Annotated in this window: 12 protein-coding genes and 1 pseudogene; 2 read left to right on the top strand and 11 right to left on the bottom strand. The window is 60.7% G+C overall.

Annotated features, from left to right (window positions below; all coding sequences use genetic code 11):
* The coding region (locus AC1VNY_RS25070) for a beta strand repeat-containing protein (RefSeq protein WP_482407162.1) at positions 1-2,474 on the bottom strand (2,474 nt) is incomplete at its 3' end.
* A 1,033-nt stretch (positions 2,475-3,507) separates the two neighbouring features.
* Here AC1VNY_RS25070 and AC1VNY_RS25075 point away from each other — a divergent pair.
* A pseudogene (locus AC1VNY_RS25075) lies at positions 3,508-3,600 on the top strand (dehydratase); the annotation flags it as partial.
* Between the two features lie 732 nt (positions 3,601-4,332).
* Here AC1VNY_RS25075 and sfnG read toward each other — a convergent pair.
* The 7 genes from sfnG to AC1VNY_RS25110 all read right to left on the bottom strand — a co-directional run bounded on the left by sfnG (position 4,333) and on the right by AC1VNY_RS25110 (position 11,847).
* On the bottom strand, positions 4,333-5,418 hold the full coding sequence (sfnG, locus tag AC1VNY_RS25080) for a dimethylsulfone monooxygenase SfnG (RefSeq protein ID WP_482407163.1): 1,086 nt from the start codon (positions 5,416-5,418) through the stop codon (positions 4,333-4,335).
* A 16-nt stretch (positions 5,419-5,434) separates the two neighbouring features.
* A complete protein-coding gene (locus AC1VNY_RS25085; RefSeq protein ID WP_482407164.1) occupies positions 5,435-6,226 on the bottom strand; it encodes an ABC transporter ATP-binding protein in 792 nt (263 codons plus the stop codon).
* A gap of 32 nt (positions 6,227-6,258) precedes the next feature.
* Positions 6,259-7,581 carry an ABC transporter substrate-binding protein gene (locus tag AC1VNY_RS25090; protein ID WP_482407165.1) on the bottom strand — a complete coding sequence of 441 codons (1,323 nt, stop codon included), beginning with the start codon at positions 7,579-7,581 and terminating at the stop codon, positions 6,259-6,261.
* Between the two features lie 107 nt (positions 7,582-7,688).
* Complete coding sequence (locus AC1VNY_RS25095) at positions 7,689-8,756, bottom strand: branched-chain amino acid ABC transporter permease (protein WP_482407166.1); 1,068 nt, start codon at positions 8,754-8,756, stop codon at positions 7,689-7,691.
* Positions 8,757-8,759: 3 nt separating this feature from the next.
* Complete coding sequence (locus AC1VNY_RS25100) at positions 8,760-9,641, bottom strand: branched-chain amino acid ABC transporter permease (protein ID WP_482407167.1); 882 nt, start codon at positions 9,639-9,641, stop codon at positions 8,760-8,762.
* 7 nt (positions 9,642-9,648) lie between these two features.
* Entirely contained in the window at positions 9,649-10,419 is a 771-nt protein-coding gene (locus AC1VNY_RS25105; protein WP_482407168.1) for an ABC transporter ATP-binding protein, read from the bottom strand.
* Between the two features lie 6 nt (positions 10,420-10,425).
* The gene (locus AC1VNY_RS25110; RefSeq protein WP_482407169.1) at positions 10,426-11,847 is read right to left on the bottom strand and encodes an LLM class flavin-dependent oxidoreductase; all 1,422 of its coding nucleotides are present in this window, start codon (positions 11,845-11,847) and stop codon (positions 10,426-10,428) included.
* Positions 11,848-12,377: 530 nt separating this feature from the next.
* On the opposite strand from AC1VNY_RS25110, the gene AC1VNY_RS25115 reads away from it, so the two are divergent.
* The gene (locus AC1VNY_RS25115; protein WP_482407170.1) at positions 12,378-13,601 is read left to right on the top strand and encodes an acyl-CoA dehydrogenase family protein; all 1,224 of its coding nucleotides are present in this window, start codon (positions 12,378-12,380) and stop codon (positions 13,599-13,601) included.
* An 817-nt stretch (positions 13,602-14,418) separates the two neighbouring features.
* On the opposite strand, the gene AC1VNY_RS25120 is transcribed toward AC1VNY_RS25115, so the two are convergent.
* The 3 genes from AC1VNY_RS25120 to AC1VNY_RS25130 all read right to left on the bottom strand — a co-directional run bounded on the left by AC1VNY_RS25120 (position 14,419) and on the right by AC1VNY_RS25130 (position 17,797).
* The gene (locus AC1VNY_RS25120; RefSeq protein WP_482407171.1) at positions 14,419-15,207 is read right to left on the bottom strand and encodes a transporter; all 789 of its coding nucleotides are present in this window, start codon (positions 15,205-15,207) and stop codon (positions 14,419-14,421) included.
* Positions 15,208-15,490: 283 nt separating this feature from the next.
* On the bottom strand, positions 15,491-16,348 hold the full coding sequence (locus AC1VNY_RS25125) for a helix-turn-helix transcriptional regulator (RefSeq protein WP_482407172.1): 858 nt from the start codon (positions 16,346-16,348) through the stop codon (positions 15,491-15,493).
* A 390-nt stretch (positions 16,349-16,738) separates the two neighbouring features.
* Positions 16,739-17,797, bottom strand: coding sequence for a phosphotransferase enzyme family protein (locus AC1VNY_RS25130; protein WP_482407173.1), 1,059 nt, complete (start codon positions 17,795-17,797; stop codon positions 16,739-16,741).
* Between the last annotated feature and the right edge of the window lies 1 nt (position 17,798).

Raw genomic sequence — 17,798 nt, forward strand, 5'->3', positions numbered from 1 at the left:
AGCACGGTGGAGGCGGTCAGGTTGACCGTCGCGTCGGTGACGGTGTCGTCGACCTGGGCGGTCGCCGCCCCGGTGCCGACCACCAGGTGCTCGAAATTGCCGCCCGACGTTCCGGTGATCGTCGCGGTCAGCGACGATGCATCCTTGTAGACGTCCTCGCCATTGCCCGAGGCAATCGTCAGCGTGCCCGTGGTCTGGCCGTCGGCAATCGTGATCATGCCCTTGTCGGTCGTGATCGTGGTCACGCCCTGCGAGGCGTTCGACAGCGTTGCCGTGAACACGTAGCTCGACGCCGGCCCCTCAAGCTGCGTCGACGCAGTCAGATTGACCGTGGCATCGGTCGTCGTATCGTTGACCTGTGCCGTCGCCGTGCCGGCGCCGACCACCAGGTGCTCGAAATTGCCGCCCGAGGTCCCGGTAATCGTCGCGGTCAGCGACGATGCATCGTTGTAGACGTCCTCGCCATTGCCCGAGGCAATCGTCAGCGTGCCCGTGGTCTGGCCGTCGGCAATCGTGATCACACCCTTGTCGGTCGTGATCGTGGTCACGCCCTGCGATGCATTCGACAGCGTCGCCGTGAACACGTAGCTCGACGCCGGCCCCTCAAGCTGCGTCGACGCACTCAGATTGACCGTGGCATCGGTAGTCGTATCGTTGACCTGTGCCGTCGCCGCGCCGGTGCCGACCACCAGGTGCTCGAAATTGCCGCCCGAGGTCCCGGTAATCGTCGCGGTCAGCTGGCTGGCGTCCTTGTAGACATCCTCGCCATTGCCCGCGGCAATCGTCAGCGTGCCCGTGGTCTGGCCGTCGGCAATCGTGATCACACCCTGGTCGGTCGTGATCGTGGTCACGCCCTGCGAGGCATTCGACAGCGTCGCCGTGAACACGTAACTCGAGGCCGGCCCCTCGAGCTGCGTCGACGCAGTTAGATTGACCGTGGCATCGGTGGTCGTGTCGTTGACCTGGGCCGTCGCCGTGCCGGCGCCGACCACCAAATGCTCGAAATTGCCGCCCGAGGTTCCGGTAATGTTGGCGGTCAGCGACGATGCATCCTTGTAGACGTCCTCGCCGTTGCCCGCGGCAATGGTCAGCGTGCCCGTGGTCTGGCCGTCGGCAATCGTGATCACACCCTGGTCGGTCGTGATCGTGGTCACGCCCTGCGAGGCATTCGACAGCGTCGCCGTGAACACGTAACTCGAGGCCGGGCCCTCGAGCTGCGTCGACGCAGTTAGATTGACCGTGGCATCGGTGGTCGTGTCGTTGACCTGGGCCGTCGCCGTGCCGGCGCCGACCACCAAATGCTCGAAATTGCCGCCCGACGTTCCGGTGATCGTCGCGGTCAGCGACGATGCATCCTGATAGACATCCTCGCCGTTGCCGGAGGCAATCGTCAGCGTGCCGGTGGTCTGGCCGTCGGCAATCGAGATCACGCCCTTGTCGGTCGTGATCGTGGTCACGCCCTGCGAGGCATTCGACAGCGTTGCCGTGAACACGTAGTTGGCACCAGCACCCTCCAGCTGCGTCGACGCGCTCAGTTTGACCGTGGTATCGGTGATGGTGTCGTTGACATGGGCCGTCGCTGTCGTCGTGCCGACCACCAGGTTCTCTAAACTGCCGCCCGACGTACCGGTGATTGTCGCGGTCAGCGACGAAGCATCCTTGTAGACGTCCTCGCCATTCCCCGCGGCGATCGTCAGCGTGCCCGTGATCTGGCCGTCGGCAATCGTGATCACGCCCTTGTCGGTGATGATCGTGGTCACTCCCTGGGACGCATGATCCAGGGTCGCTGTGAACACATAGCTCGCCGTCGGCCCTTCAAGCTGGGTGGACGCACTCAGATCGACCCTTGTCGTGCCTTCGGCATTAAGCACGACAATCTGTTCGATGCCTGTAATCTTGAGATCGAGCGTCTTGAAGGTATAGGTCGAGCTGTCGGCCTGTCCGGTTTGCGCGTTGATGTGCTGCGGAAGCCAAACGTTCCTGACATACGCAATCTCTGCCGAGATGGCGGCGTCGTTCAACTGGGTTGGACTCAGCCAAATCTGCAGAGTGTCGACATCCGGCGTAGACCCGGCTTTGCCGAGCTGCACCGCGCCATTGCCCCCGTCATAGGAGTCGTAGCCTTGGAATGCATTGCCTGCGACCACGGTCTGATTGGAAACCGTACCGAGGACCGTCTGATCTGTTCCCGACCAAACAGTCCCGCCGCTCAATGAAAAGCCTGCACTTGTGATGGAGTAGGTCCCGCCCAAGACGTACTGGTTCTCAAAACCCTTGTAGATCAGGGTATCTGTCCCCGATCCGCCAAGAAGGGTGTCGAAGCCGCTGCCGCCGTTAAGGATGTCGTCTCCGGAGCCACCATTGAGACGATCATTGCCGGCGCCGCCGGACAGCACGTCATCGCCGGAGCCGCCGACTAAATTGTCGCTGCCGGAAGAGCCTGTGAGGATGGTGGTGCCACTGGCGCTTGCCATTGATGATGCTCCAAAATGTCGTGGTCCAAAATTCGCGCGTGAGTATGAATTCAGGTATTTTATGAACCGGATGCCGTAACAGTTTCGAACCTTGCAGGCGTCGATTGACAGGGCGGCAATGAGCTGGCGCCGTCGCAGGGCACATCAAACAAAGCGTGCCGTGCAATCACCGGCAGCGCTTCCGCCCTAGGCGCAACATTTGTCCGAGACGGGCTCGAAACTGGCCGGCCGATCAGAAGCGATCGGTAGCCCTCCGGCTCGCCGCTAAAGAAACAAGAATTCAGGAATCCCGGAGGGCGCGATTCAAACTCGGCCTTCCGAATGAAGCTGACGCGACCCAATACACACTCCACAAACTCTGCGGACACAGAGCAGGTGTGATTGCAGTCGAAAATCAATTCACCGTGCTATGAACGCTCGTTCAAGGAAATGAGGCAAGCGTTTTGACCGACAAGAAATTGCAACTTTCGCGATGTGCCGGTCTGCCTTGCTGTGAAAGACTCCGAACGCACTAACCTGTCCACTTCCGGTGCGGCCCTGCTTTCCGCACGCGTTGAAAAATCTTTTGTTCTTAAAGTCATTGGCTTTGTCGAAGTCTCTGCCTGCACTACCCTTGGGTCCGGCAGAAGCTCCCGAGCTAAAAATTAGTTCAAACATGCCGAAAATTTGCGCATCCGTCTAGAGCCGGGCAGGATGCGCGTTCTTAACCATTAATGGCACAGCGCCAATGGGTTACCTGGTCGCGAGAATAGTTCCGTATCCCGGGAAACTACGGTCGTCCTTTCTGACGGGATTACATGCTGAATTGACCTGACGTTCGAAAACAACGCTTGCTCGCCGGGCTTGAGGCGATCCAGTTCATTCGAATGGCGTCTTGCAACGCGGGAGTCGTTTGACGACCAGCGCAACGCCAACTTGAACGAGAATATGATGGCGCACGGCGCGATGATGAATTTGCAGATGCAGCGCTGACCGGGGGAGGTCAAGACATCACTGAAAGTTTGCGCGCGGGGCTGCGGTTCAGATCCGCGGCAAACGCTTCGCGGCAGAGTTCGACCAGCAACCGATGCATCCGGATGAAGCTACGGCCGCCCAGACACTTTCAAAGGGCCTTGCCGCATCAGGGGGAATCATTGGAGCGGGTGAAGGGAATCGAACCCTCGTATTCAGCTTGGAAGTCTTCGAATTTTGCCAATACTTTCAACATCGATTCCGATATTTTACAGCCTTCTGGGTGATTGAGATTACTACAGAATTTCGTTTTGTCGGAACGCCGCGAGGTGCGCTGACAGGCTCCCGCACCGCGGCCGTGATTGGTCGAGTAATTTGCTCCGACAACCCAAATGGCGTGCCGTTTGGCCTGGAAGCCGCCTTCAGTTGTGGCGAGCGCCCCTTCGAGGAGGCACCGAGGCGCGATCGATCTGCGCTGCGCGAATCCAAAGCTTGGCGGTCGCTGCTTGCGCCGAGTTGCACAGGCGGACAAACGATTAACGACCCAACTTTATCTATCGGGCATCGTGATCCGGCTCGAAAGCGCCGCCCGGGGGTCGATGATTGCCCGACTTTTGCACTGAGATTACTCCGCTAAAGCCGCGCCTTGCGGTACGGGGAGGATCCAGCGACAAACGCTCTGCGCGCCGTCGGAGGAGTCAGTGGAGCGCTACAGTCCGAAACCCACTATTTCAGAGGCCGTGATTTGTTATGCCCCGCAGTGCAACCGGCTTAGCGGCACTCCGATAATCCGCCAATTACCACCTTTTGCGCGCGATCTAACTTTGGCTTCGAAGGTCACCGAACTTGAGGTTTGCCAGCGCACGCCGAGGGATGACGGCACCGAAATCGTGGTGGCCCAGCGGGTTCATGCAGGTTCCCGCTCTTGAGCCTTGCTGGCTTTAGCCGGGTTCAGGAGCGGAATCACCTCGCGGCCGAATGCCGGCAACTCGTCGGTAAAATTCAGGAACGCGCAAAGGATCATGTCGACGCCGATGGCCTCGTAGGCACGGATGCGCTCCGCGATCAGCTCGGGAGGACCGAACAGACGGGTCTTGAAGCCGTCGTTGGGCTGGACCAGATTGGCATGGCTGGAATCTGCCCACATTCCGATCTTCTCCGCCGTCGATGCGCCGGCTTGCTTCACCTGTTCGGCGAAGGCCTGCACGATCTCGGGGTCGGCGCCCGCGACGATCGCTTCGAGCTGCTCGAGAGCTTCCCGTTCGGTCGGCCGCTGGATGATGAAGCCGTTGAGCCCGAACTTGACGGTACGGCCCTCCGCCTTCGCAAGCGCGCGGACCTCGTCGATCTGCTGCTTGGCACCCTCCACCGTCGTGCCGTTGAGAAAATACCAATCCGAATATCTCGCGGCCATCCGTCGCGCGGCCTTGGAGTTGCCGCCCTGGAAGATTTCCGGGTGCGGCTGCGAGATCGGCCTCGGCTTCAACCATGCGTCGTTGATGCTGTAGAAGTCACCCTTGAAGCTGAAACGATCCTGCGTCCAGAGGCCTTTGAGCACCTGGATGAACTCTTCCGAGCGGCGGTACCGTTCGTCATGTTCCAGCCAAGGCTCACCGAAGGCGCGAAACTCATCCTTGAACCAGCCGGTGAGGATGTTGATCGCAAATCGCCCTTTGGAATAGACGTCGATCGTTGCGCCCACCTTCGCGATCATGGCCGGGTGCCAGAAGCCGGTGTGAATTGCGCTGATCAGGTTCAGCCGCTTGGTCTGAGCGGAGAGCACTGCCGTGCAGGTGATGGCCTCCTGTTGCAACTCCCAGCCATGGCTTGCGATGAAGCGCGCCGGCGCCAGGCCGTATTCGAAGCCAAGCTCTTCGGCCTCGCGTGCGAGAGAGGCGTTGTAGTCGAGAGTCCAGTCGGTGCGTTGCGGAATGTCGCTAATGACGAAGCCGCCGCTGCCGAGCGGCATCCAATATCCAAAACGAATCGCCATGACGCGCTGCTCCTGCTCATACAGTCGGGGTTTGGACCGGCTCCGTGGCCGCCGTTCCGGCCGCTGCGGCACCGAGGTAGAATTCGGCGACATCGTCCCGCTCGGCCAGATCAGCCGCCGTGCCAGACGCGGCAACCCTGCCGTTCTCGAGAACGTAGCCGTGATCGGCAAATTGAAGCACCAGATGAGCGTTCTGCTCGGCGAGCAGAAAGCTGACACCTGCGTTCATGTTGAGATCGCGGATGATGTGGAAGATCTCCTCCACGATGATCGGCGCCAAGCCCATCGAGGGCTCGTCGAGCAGAACGAGGGTCGGGCGCGTCATCATCGCACGCCCGATCGCAACCATCTGCTGCTCGCCGCCCGAGGTCAGGCCGCAACGCACGCTGCGGCGCTGCTTGAGCCGCGGAAACCAGTGATAGATACGTTCGAGGTCGTCGGCGAGTTCGCGGCGGCTCGGCCGGCGCACAAAACCGCCGCTGAGAAGGTTCTCCTCGACCGTGAGTTGGGGAAAGACGTGACGACCTTCGAGAACCTGGACCACCCCCTTGGCAACAAGGTCCGCCGGATCAAGCGTTCTGGTGACCTCGCCGCGCCACGTGATTGTACCGCGGTTCAAGTGACCGCGCTCGGATGCGAGCAGGTTCGAGATTGCCTTCAGCGTGGTGGTCTTCCCGGCGCCATTGGCGCCGAGAAGAGCAACGATTGATCCCTCGTCGACCTTGAGCGAGACGCCGCGCAAGGCCTGGATCGCCTGACTGTAGAGAACCTCGATGTTATCGACTTCGAGAAACTGCGACCTGGTCATCTTGATCCTTCTGGCGATCCTTCAGGGCAACATCAGTTGGTTGCATCGCGTGGCGTGATGCCCTTTTCCTTGGCGTAGGCAGCGGCCCGCTCATAGATCAGTGGCAACAGCAGCTCCCGGTCGGATTTCACCCAACCGTTGGACACCTCGTTCCACTTCTCGCCGTCCCACTGCAGCACCTTGCCCGCACCACCGCCCTCGTGGTCCTTCGCCGAGAGCTTCAGCGGCTGCTGGAGACCAGTTGCGCCGATTTCCGCAAGGCGCTTCTCGGAGAGGTCGAGATGCTCAAGGCCCCACTGCGCTTCCTCGCCATTGATCGGCCGCACGCCGAAATGCGCCTGTGCGGTCCGGATCGCCTCCACCGCGACGATCGCCTCGTCGACGCCGGAATTATAGTAGACCGAGCCGAAGCTCTTCGGGTCCTTGAGATCGCTGAGACCCTTGTCGAGGATGTGCTTCTTGAGCTTCTGATGGATCTCGAAGTTCGCGCCGGCGGGGAATGGCGTGATCGCGAGATAGCCCTTGGCCACGGCACCGGCGGGACGAACGTCCTCCTCGGAGCCTGACCAGATACCGCCGATGATGTGATCGACGGGAAAGCCCACCTTGGCGGCTGTCTTGATCGCAACCGGCGTCATGACGCCCCAACCTCGCAAGAACACCCAGTCAGGCTTGAGCTGGCGGATCTTGGCCCATTGTGCTGACTGTTCATTGCCCGGATGCGGTACCGGGATCTGAATGTCCTCGAAGCCATATGTCTTGGCAAGATGGGCAAGCGGGACCTGGGTCTCCTTGCCGTAGGGCGAGTCGTGATAGACGGTCGCGATCTTGAGGCCCTTCAGCTTGTCCTTGCCGCCGACCTTCTCGGCAATGAAATTGACCGCCGAGGAGGCTTCGCTCCAGAAGCTGAAGACCACGGGGAAGCTGTACGGAAAGACTCGACCGTCGATCGCCTCTGTGCGGCCATATGCGATCGTGACCAGCGGAATCTTGTCGGCCACCGATTTCTCGGTCAGCGCCTTCGAGATCGGGTCGCCATGCGGCAGGAAGATCGGCACCGGCGAACCGTTCTTGCCCGCCTTCACCCGTTCATAGCACTCGACGCCCTTCTCGACCTCCCAATTGGTCTCGCATTCGTCCCAGACCAGCTTGATGCCGTTGATGCCGCCTTCGGCCTCGTTGATGTAGCGGAAATAATCGATCTCGCCGGCCCAGACCGGAATGCCGCTCGACGCATAGGCTCCAACGCGAAACGTCGCGAGCGGGAAGTATTGTGTTTTTGCATCTTCCGCTGACGCTGCGGTGCCGGCGGCGGCTGACAGAACGAGGGCTGCCAGCCCGATCGCTCCCCTCATGACCCGTTTCTGCTTCCGTAAAGACATCTGCTTACCCTCCATTTGATGCAGAATTCACGCTTGGCCGTGCATGTGGCTCACGCCCAATATGATGGTTTCATTGCTTGCTAGCGGCCGAGGCGCGCGGCCAGTTGCGTCCATGCTCGCGACAGCAACGCTGCAAGCCCTCTCGGCTCCTTGATCAGGAACCAGACGATCAGCGCGCCGAACAGCGCCTTCTGGAGATTTTCGAGTTGTCCGGGATCAATCGCGCCTCCGAACACTCCGCCCCCGACGTGATCGAGCAGGATCGGCAGCAAGACCATGAAGGCGGCGCCCAGATAGTTGCCACTGATGCTGCCCATGCCGCCGATGATGATCGCAAACATCACCTGAAACGAACGATCCAGGTTGAAGCTGCGCGCATCGACCGTGCCAAGATAGGCAAAGGCCCACAGCGCACCTGCGATCCCGATCACCAGCGAGCTCACGAAGAACGCCTTCAGCTTTCCGGCGGATACCGGAATGCCGATCACCGCAGCCGCGGTATCCATGTCGCGGATCGCCATCCAGGTCCGCCCGGTTTGACTGCGAACCAGCCGCGTTGCGACGGCGGTCACGACGACGACGGTGACGAGAGTCAGGAAATAGCGACCGGTCGGGCCCGACAGATCGTGGCCGAAGATCGCAAGCCGCGGCGCCGAGATCGAGCTCGAGGTCGAATAGTTCGAGAACCAGCCATACTGATTGAACAACCATTCGAGCAAGAACTGGGTCGCCAGCGTCGATGCGACGAGGTAGAAACCCTTGATCCGCAGGCTTGGCAGCCCGGCGACGATCCCCACAAGCCCGGAGATGATGCCCCCGAGCAGCAGGCTGACCGGCAGGGGCAGCTCCGGCAGGCGCAGCAACAGATTGTATGTCGCATACGCACCGACCGACATGAACCCGCCGGTGCCGAGCGAGGCCTGACCGGCGTAGCCCATCAGCAGGTTGAGCCCCAGCGCAGTGAGCGACATGATCAGGAACGGGATCAGGACGGCATTGAGCCAGTAGTCGTTGGCCACCAGCGGAATGCCGGCCAGTGCAACGAGCAGCAGGGCCGCCGCGCCGCCGCGCCGCCGATCCCGCGTGGCCTGGGTGGCGTTGCCAGTGGCGCTGAACCCTTCGATGGCATCCGTGCCGATCGCAGACATGCATCAAATCCTTTCGATCGGCGCTTCGCCGAACAGTCCAGCTGGACGTACCAGCAGAAAGCCGACCGCCAGCACGTAGGCAAACCAGGTCGACACGCTGCCTCCCAACAGGCTTCCGAGATAGATCTCAGCGAGGCTGTCGCCTGCGCCGACGATCAGCCCGCCGATGATCGCGCCTGCGATCGACGTAAATCCGCCGATGATGAGCACCGGCAGCGCCTTGAGCACGACGAGGGTGAGCGCGAATTGAACGCCCTGACGCGCGCCCCACAGCAGGCCGGCAATCAGCGAGACGAAGCCGGCGACGCCCCACACGATCTGCCACAGCGTCTGGAGCCGGATCCCGATCGAGAGTGCGGCTTGCGGATCGTCGGCGATCGCGCGCAGCGCGATCCCCACGCGCGTCTTGTTGAAGAAAATCGAGAGCGCAATTACGAGAACGCCGGCCGTACCCGCTGCCGCCAGGTCGAACTGACTGACCTGAACCCCGCCAATCTCGATGGGGGTATCGACGATACCAAGATCGAGCTCGTGCACGCTCGCGCCCATCACGATCTGCGCGACGCCCTCGATCACGAAGGATACACCCAGCGTTGCCATGAACAGCGTGATCTGCGGCCGGTTGACCAACGGCCGAAGCACGACGCGTTCCACCGCGATCCCGAGCACCACCATGACCGATAGCGTAATCAGTGCGGCCAGCCAGAAATCGAGGCCCTTGTCGCGCAAGGTAACGAAGGTGAGCGCCGCACACAGCACCATCGAGCCCTGCGCGAAATTGAAGACGCCGGATGCCTTGAAGACCAGCACGAATCCAATCGCAACCAGCGAATACATGACGCCCGCAAGCAGGCCGCCGACCAGCGTTTCGACGAAGAAGCTCATCTGGACCTCAATGTGCCGTGCCCAGATAAGCGGCGATCACATCCGGGTTCTTGCGCACTTCCGTCGGAGTGCCGTCGCCGACCTTTCGGCCATAATCGAGCACGATCACGTGATGCGAGAGCCCCATCACGACGCTCATGTCGTGTTCGATCAGCACGATGCTGGTGCCGAGGCCCGCGTTGGTCTCCAGGATGAAACGGCTCATCTCCTGCTTTTCGTCCTGGTTCATCCCGGCCATCGGCTCGTCCAGCAGCAGTAAGCTCGGGCCGCCCACCAGGGCGCGTGCGAGGTCGACCCGCTTCTGAACACCGTAAGGAAGCGTCGCGACCACCCTGTCACGGTGCTTGGCCAGGTCGAGAAAGCTAACGATCTCGTTCACCCGCCGGTTGAACTCGCGCGACTCGCGTCGGTCGCGGCCGATACCGAAGGCGTGCTCGACAATGGTCGAGCGGCAATGCCGGATCAGTCCGGCCAGGACGTTGTCGAGGACGCTGAGATGCCGGAACAGCGCATTGTGCTGGAAGGTCCGGCCAACGCCCAACTGCGCGGCTTGCGCCGGGCGAATGCGGACGAATTGCGCACCGTTGAAGGTGATGCTGCCACTGTCAGCCCGATACACCCCGTTGATGATGTTGAGCAACGAGCTCTTGCCGGCCCCGTTCGGGCCGATCAGCGCACAAATCTCGCCGCGCTCAACACTGAAGCTGAGTGCATTCAGCGCCTTGATCCCCTTGAACGACAGCGAGACGTCACGCAACTGCAGAATGGGTTCGGCCATCGCACATCACGCCTCAACGGGCTGGCGCGGGGCCACACCAGCCGCCTCGCGCTCGCGGCGCTTGACCGCCTGGATGTCGCGATAGGCTGCAGCCGGATGGTTCGACGGCAGATACGGGCCATCTCCGAACAGCTTCTCCCGCAGAGTTCCGGGACGGTAGCCGGTCGGGTAGACGCCCCGCTTCTGCAACTCCGGAACCAGCAGATTGACAACGTCCTCGAAGGTTTCCGGCGTCACTGCGTAGGCGAGATTGAAGCCGTCGACGTCCGTCTCCTCCACCCACTCCTGCAGGATATCGGCCACCGTCGATGCCGAACCGACAAACACCGGGCCGAGCCCGCCGATGCCGCCCCAGCGCGCAAGCTCCTCGATGGTCCAGGACTTGCTGCCGCTGGCGAGGTGATCGACGACGGAAACGATCGCATTCGTCTCGACCTTCCTGACCAGATCGGTCGGCGCGTACTGCCCGAAATCGATGCCGCTCCATCCGGACATGAACACCAGCGCGCCGTCATAGGAGGCATATTGCTGATATTCCCTGAACTTTGCCTCAGCCTTCGCGTCGGTTTCATCGACGATCACCGTAACCAGATTGTAGGTCAGGATCTTGCGCGGATCGCGACCGGCTTCGGCCGCGAGCCGTCGCACCTCGGCCACATAGGACTTCAGGACCGACTTGATCGGGGCGGCGACAAACACGCATTCGGCGTGCTCGGAGGCAAAGGCCTTACCAGCACCGGACGCGCCGGCCTGGTACAGGACCGGCGTCCGCTGCGGCGACGGCTCACAGAGATGATACCCCGGCACGTCAAAGTATCGCCCCTTGTGCGCGATCTCGTGCACCTTCGAAGGATCGGTGAATATCCTCTTCCCGGCATCGCGCAGGACGGCCCCCTCCTCCCAGCTTCCCTCCAGCAACTTGTAGAGCACCTCGGTATATTCGGCCGCCACCTCGTATCGGTTGTCGTGACGGCGCAACCCGCCCTGGCCGATATTCTTAGCACCGCTCTCCAAATACGAGGTCACGATGTTCCAGCCGACGCGGCCCTTGCTGTGATGATCCGCAGTCGAGAGCCTGCGCGCGAAAGTGTAGGGATGCTCAAACGACGTCGATGCGGTGATGCCGATGCCGAGATGCTCGGTCGCGAGGGCGATCGGCGCGACCAGTTGCAGGGGATCGTTCACCGGGATCTGCGCGGCCTGCTCAAGCGCATCGAACAGAGAGTTCTTGTAGACGTCATAGTACCCGATCACGTCCGCGATGAAGATGCCGTCAAATATCCCGCGCTCGAGCGTTCGCCCGAGATCCTGCCAATAGTCGAGATCCTTGTACTTGTAGGAACGATCTCGCGGGTGCGCCCAGACACCGGGAGACTGATGGCCGACACAATTCATGTCGAATGCATTGAATCGAATCTGTCTCGCCATTCGCACATCTCCGTCGCGTCGCGCAGCGCGACACCGTTGGCTGTTCCGCGCAACATCTCGCCACAACACGAGATCGATCGTCCATCGCGTTTATCGATGTTTTTCGACGCGCATCTTTCGTCGCATCTGCGTGCGAGATAAAAAACTCACTTCCATCCTGTTTCAACTTGCTGTCGCAATCACACATCGATGCAGCGCGCCAGATGCGGGGCGCGACTACAACTCACCTCTACCCGATCGCGCTTCGACACGATCCGACGCGCAAATCGCGGATCACGGAGAAGACTTCTTCCGCGTTGGATGCGACGGCGAGTATCGCAATCTCTTCCACGACCTTTGCTTTGCTTCGCCTCGGGGACCATCGATCGAAGTATCGTGCAGCAGATTTTTCTTCGACCGACGCCCCGTGCCACACAATCGTGTTTCATTCAAACGCAAATACAGTCTGGCCCTCAGAGGCGAGCTGGCTATTGTTCGAGGTGGCACAATCTGTCCGTGCATCGACGCACGGAACGAGGGGACGCAACACGATGACCATTCATCCTGGCATACCGAACATCAGCGACGACGCCCTTCACAAGCGCTTCGCTCCCATCTTTGAGACGATCGCGGCAGGTGCCGTGGCGCGCGAACGAAGCCGCACACTGCCGATCGAAGAGATCAAGCTGTTGAAGCAGGCGGGCTTCGGAGCCCTGCGCGTGCCGATCGAGTTTGGCGGGCTCGGCGCAACGCTCCGCCAGACGTTCGAGCTGCTTATCGCGCTCGCAGCCGCGGATTCCAACCTGCCGCAGGCATTACGGGCACACTTCAACCTGGTCGAGGACTTGCAGCTGAACACGGATGACGCAGTCAAGGCGCGATGGCTCGGCGCCATCGCGAACGGCGCGCTCGTCGGTGTCGCCGTTACCGAGCCGGGCCAAGGTGCGGTCGATCGCTATCGGACCGCCGTCACGTCGGAAGGAGCCACGCTGCGTCTCAATGGGCTGAAGTATTACACGACGGGCACACTTTACGCCGATCACCTGCTCGTCGCGGCAGACCGGGACGGCAAACGCGTTACCGTGCTTGTCGACATCAACCAGCCCGGCGTTACCGTTGCGGACGACTGGGACGGCTTCGGCCAGCGGCTCACGGCAAGCGGGACGGCGGAGTTCAAGAATGTCACGGTTACTCCCGATCGGATCATCGGTCCCGGCTATGGAACTGAAGGCAGGGTGTTTGGAACGGCCCACGTTCAGCTGATTCTGCTCGCCACGCTCGCGGGGATCGCGAAGCGTGCCGCGTCGGATACGGCCGACTGGGTCAAGGCACGAACGCGCACGTTCACTCATGCCGTCGCCGACCTGCCGCGCAACGACCCTCTGGTGCAGCAGGTCATCGGTCAGCTCCTCAGCGCGGCGTTTGGAGCGCGGGCGACGGTCCTCGCCGCGGTTGACGAGCTCGCGCGGACGCTGGACGGTCGTCACCAAGACCCTCAGCAGCTCGACGCCTCCGAACTTGCGGCGGCACAGGCGCAAGTGACCGTCATTAAGCTTGTGCTCGATGCCGTGACCACGCTTTTCGAAGTAGGCGGCGCCTCCCTCAGCTCGGAAGCACTCGCCATTGATCGGCACTGGCGCAACGCGCGCACCATCGCCTCCCACAACCCCGTGGTCTTCAAGCTTCGCGCAATCGGTGCGTACGAGTTGAATGGCGAGGCACTTCCATATGCCTGGAGTGCCGGCGCTCGTTCAACACGACAACAGACCAACTAGCGCTTCGCCTTCTCCGGCGCTTAACGCGTCGAGATAGGTCACTCCTTTGGCGCCGATCGAGACCGGCGCCGCTACGCAATCACGTGGTTCCCGCGGGAACGGCTGTTGATTTCGGCAAGTCCATCGAATACGCACCAGACTTGGCGCGGACTACGCGTTGGTGGCGTGGTCACCAAAGATGTTCCAGCCGGGGCGACGGTGCGAGATAACCCGGCAAAATAAGCTCCGCGTGGCACCGAGCCTTCTTCCGGGAGCCCAACACCTGACAGGTCGTTGATCACCCTCGGGCGGCCCCGAGGAACAAGGGGAAATCTGCCCCCTTTCACAAGTGGATTCTTGCCGATAAGAGGCCCCCGTTCGAGTGCCATAACTGATCGGCTCGATCGTCCTAACTAGCACCGCGGACGAAGTTTCATCGTGCTATATGCGGAACCCGGCTTTGTTGCGCTCCTGAGGGCGGGACAATGCCAATCAATCGGATGCTGAAAGCGGGCCAATATGCACGTGAGGAAAGCGCTTTTGGCCAGTTGCGGAATCACCGTACTAATCGGATCTCGCAGCGACCCGAGAGCCGATCGGTCGTTACTTCCAAATGCGTGGAACTGTCGGTGCAGCCGGCGGGTTAGCAGCCCAAATGCGGTAATTGAACTGCGCAAAAATGGAAAAGCCTTTCGTCATCGACGCTGTGTCAAATCCGGGAGGCCCCGCCGTTCCCCCGGACGATTTGATGACAACTCCCGCAGGCCCCAAACGTTGAGGCTCACCGGACCAAAGTTATATCCGACCAAGCCGCCGGCAGCCCAGATATTGTAGCGGTTCACGTTGACGGCCCCTCCATAGATCGCGCTCGATCGGTCATCGGTCCAACATAGTAAGCCACCGGGCCGATTGTCCAATTGCCAATGGTCTTTGTCGCGGTGAACTCAGCATGCAGTATATCGCCGCTTCTGTAGTTCGTCAGCGTGTTCGCAGTATTGATCTCGTCGAAAATATTAGCCGTGAGATTCCAACCATCTTTGAGATACGAGAAAACAATATTGGGCTGAAAGGTCCACCACGGACTGCCGACGTTGCTTAACCCAGCTGAGCCCTGTTGGGTGCCGGTAGGAGCGTACATTCCAAGTCCGGCTTTGATGAAGAAGCCGCTGTCGCTGAGCCGCCAGCTTAGCTCGTTCGCAAGAAAGGCGTTGTGCATGCCCGCCGGAGCAAAGGCGATTGGGCTTCCGACGCTGGCAGAAACAAATGGCACCACTGCTACCGCGCCGTACGTAGCGCCTAGGAAGTTCCAACCCGGCACCCACACTAGTCCGGCCGCCGCGGCGTCGGCTTTGACGCCCGTCTGAGCTGCGCCAATATTGGGAGCACCGGGACCCACAATCTTCGACTGATAAGTGAACGCCTGCTCGAATCCGTAGAGGCCAGGCGGAGGAGCTGCGGCCGCAGCTCCGATCACGATTCCAGGCTTCTGTTCCCAGCCGGGGGTGCCGAATTCATACGCGCTTGCAGAAGAGCAAGCGGCACTTGCAGCAACACACGCCGTGATTGTCAGAGCTCTATTCGGTGACACGCCTCTCTCCATCGGTTGCAGTTGATACATGCTGAGCATGTGCAAGCGACCAGAGCGCGTCATCTACCAGACTGGGGACATCGTTAGCGTCGAAGTAATTTAATCGTTAGGGGTGCATAAGCCCATACGATTGTAACAACCTAAACAAGCGGCAGTGACCGAAACATGCGCGATCGCTGGAGATCGAGCACGATTTCTACTTGCGCTGCGATCGTGAGTGGCGCTGTGGCGTACAGAACGCGAGTTCAAACGGTGTAGTGCTAGCGCGCCGCGCCCTCACCCCAATGAGAAAAACGATGTTGAGCGTCGGCGCAGATAATGTTCAATGCGCACCGACTGGCGCGATCTCTTGACGCGGACCGACGACGCGGGCAGCAGCGGAGCAGAGAATTTGGCGAACGAGGTCAACCTGCCGGCGAGTCCCGGTTTTGGCCAGCACCTGCTTGAGCTGATAGCGGACTGTACTCAGCTCGACACCGCGGCGCACAGCGTACTCCTCCAGCCTAACGCCGGCGACCAGAGCGCTGGTGAGGCGCGATTCCGCATCGGTCAACTCGAACAGTGTGACAAGCGATTCTGCGGGAATCACACCGACAGGCTGATCGCCGGTAAACGCGATCAGCAACAGCGTGTCTGCACTCGCTGCGCTGGCAGGCTCGAGCTCTTGCAACGCAAGTTGCCAACGGCGCCCGCCCGCTTCGAGGGCGACAAAGCTGGGAGCGCTCCGGCCAACCTGCCGGCGTAGAGCCACGGCCAGGCGCTGCTGAGTTTCGGCGCTCGAGGCATACAACTGACCATTACGCAGCCGCAATCCGCCGCCGCAACTCAGCGCGTCATGGGCACGCTGGTTGCGCCATAATATCTGGCCCTCTGCGTCGCATACAATGAGACCGCATTCCCAGCGCTCCAAGTGACCACGTAGCAGCGCCTCTGCAGAGCGGCTACAGGCGATCGATTGGCTGAGCCGCAGTGCCTGCGCAAAATGAGGCAAGAGCTTTAATAGGCGATCCATCTGGCGATCGGAGAAGTTGCGGCGATCACCCACCTCACGGTGAAGCGCGAGCGCCATGTAGTTGCAGCCGCCTATAGGCATCAGCCCGCCAAGGAAACGTCCATATCCAATTGCGGAAAGCTGCTGCTGGAGCCTCTGCTGAATTGGGCGTTCGCTGTCGTCGAACAAGTCCTTGTCTTCCACGAGGCGCCCAGCTGCGCTCTGGAGGCGCTTTCCATCGAGCCGTGGGTTACCGGAGTCCGAGATGGACGCTTGATAGGGAGCAAGATTGGTGCGCGAGTCGTGAGCCACCCAGAAGGTAGTCGCACGAGGTCCTTCCAGACTAAGGCCCTGTACGACGGCTGAATGCGCGCCAAGTTCGGTACACAAAAGATCCATCACCCCGGGCCAACGTCTTGGATCAGTGCAGCAGTCGTACAGTTTCAGCAGGAGCACATCGGCTGTGACAACAGGGACATCGACAGGGATAGCTTCCATTGCAGACCTCACCAAGCAAATGCAGTTACCCTACTGTGGCCAAGCACCCCGCTCTCGTAGACTGCGCGACGTCGGCACAATTCAGCTTGACATGAAGGAACCTCGACTAGCTCTGAGCGACCCTTGACTCTTCAAATATTCGTTCGCCAGTAAGACGGATTTTTCAATCAACATGGGAGTAAGCTCCCGCGCGGTCTCGGTCTCGCTCCGGGTTTGCACCCAACCCAGGTAGGTGAGCCCCCTCAGATACAAAAACAACGGAAGCTGCTGCCAGTGCGCCGGCGAAAGTTGACGGACTGAACGATATCCCGCGACGAGCGCGTCGTGGATCGTGCGATAGTACGGTCGATCGGTGTGCCAAAAAAGCGCGGTAGCTAGTTCGAACATGTGCCAACCAAATCCGGCATCGTCGAAGTCGATGAGTGCGAGCCGGTCACCGTTACGCAGAACATTTTCCGGGACCAGGTCGGCATGAATGAGCCCGTAATTTTCGCGGGACTGTCCCACCAAGCGAAGATCGTGTTGAGCCCTTGCGCACGCCTTGTCGATGAGTGGAAGATGTGCCGACAAGTCAGGCAGATTACGAAACTCTCCCCAGAAGGGATTCGGCCCAAGAAGGCCTTGAGCGTCCCACGCGTGGCGCGCAAAACCTACAGGTAGCTGCCACGCCGCTGCTTGATCGTGCAAGCGCGCAGCAAGCTGGCCGACCTGATGATAGAAACTGCTGAGTTCGTCGGCCCCGCAGGAGAAGCCAGTCTCGATCGAGCCGAGCGGGTCCCCCTCGAGCCAGGCAAGCATATCCACCTGAAGTGGCCCGGAAACCTTGGGACCAGTCGCTTTCACGAACAATGAGCCACTTGTGGCCGGGATGACGGCCGGCACATCGAACGATGCCGCAGCAAGCTCCGACATCCATAGCAACTCCGATTTGAGCTCCACATCGCTGTGGTAACCGCGCCTATGAACCCGTAGTGCAAATCGGTCACCGTTGCCGTCGCGCAGTCGAAAGACGGCGTTCTCCCTGTACTTGACAAGAGATATTTCCTCAAAGCTTCCAGACCAACGGCTCAGGGCTGCCCGCGCCACCTCAGTCATTGCGGCGACCTGCTCTTCCAGATCGAGTGCCAAGAACTCGTTCATC

It is taken from the genome of Bradyrhizobium ferriligni (assembly GCF_056837965.1).

Excerpts from the sequence above, each read along its gene's own strand:
- AC1VNY_RS25130 (WP_482407173.1), bottom strand. The coding sequence starts at position 17,797 with ATGAACGAGTTCTTGGCACTCGATCTGGAAGAGCAGGTCGCCGCAATG.
- AC1VNY_RS25105 (WP_482407168.1), bottom strand. The coding sequence starts at position 10,419 with ATGGCCGAACCCATTCTGCAGTTGCGTGACGTCTCGCTGTCGTTCAAG.
- sfnG (WP_482407163.1), bottom strand. The coding sequence starts at position 5,418 with ATGGCGATTCGTTTTGGATATTGGATGCCGCTCGGCAGCGGCGGCTTC.
- AC1VNY_RS25100 (WP_482407167.1), bottom strand. The coding sequence starts at position 9,641 with ATGAGCTTCTTCGTCGAAACGCTGGTCGGCGGCCTGCTTGCGGGCGTC.
- AC1VNY_RS25095 (WP_482407166.1), bottom strand. The coding sequence starts at position 8,756 with ATGTCTGCGATCGGCACGGATGCCATCGAAGGGTTCAGCGCCACTGGC.
- AC1VNY_RS25085 (WP_482407164.1), bottom strand. The coding sequence starts at position 6,226 with ATGACCAGGTCGCAGTTTCTCGAAGTCGATAACATCGAGGTTCTCTAC.
- AC1VNY_RS25120 (WP_482407171.1), bottom strand. The coding sequence starts at position 15,207 with ATGCTCAGCATGTATCAACTGCAACCGATGGAGAGAGGCGTGTCACCG.
- AC1VNY_RS25090 (WP_482407165.1), bottom strand. The coding sequence starts at position 7,581 with ATGAGGGGAGCGATCGGGCTGGCAGCCCTCGTTCTGTCAGCCGCCGCC.
- AC1VNY_RS25115 (WP_482407170.1), top strand. The coding sequence starts at position 12,378 with ATGACCATTCATCCTGGCATACCGAACATCAGCGACGACGCCCTTCAC.
- AC1VNY_RS25110 (WP_482407169.1), bottom strand. The coding sequence starts at position 11,847 with ATGGCGAGACAGATTCGATTCAATGCATTCGACATGAATTGTGTCGGC.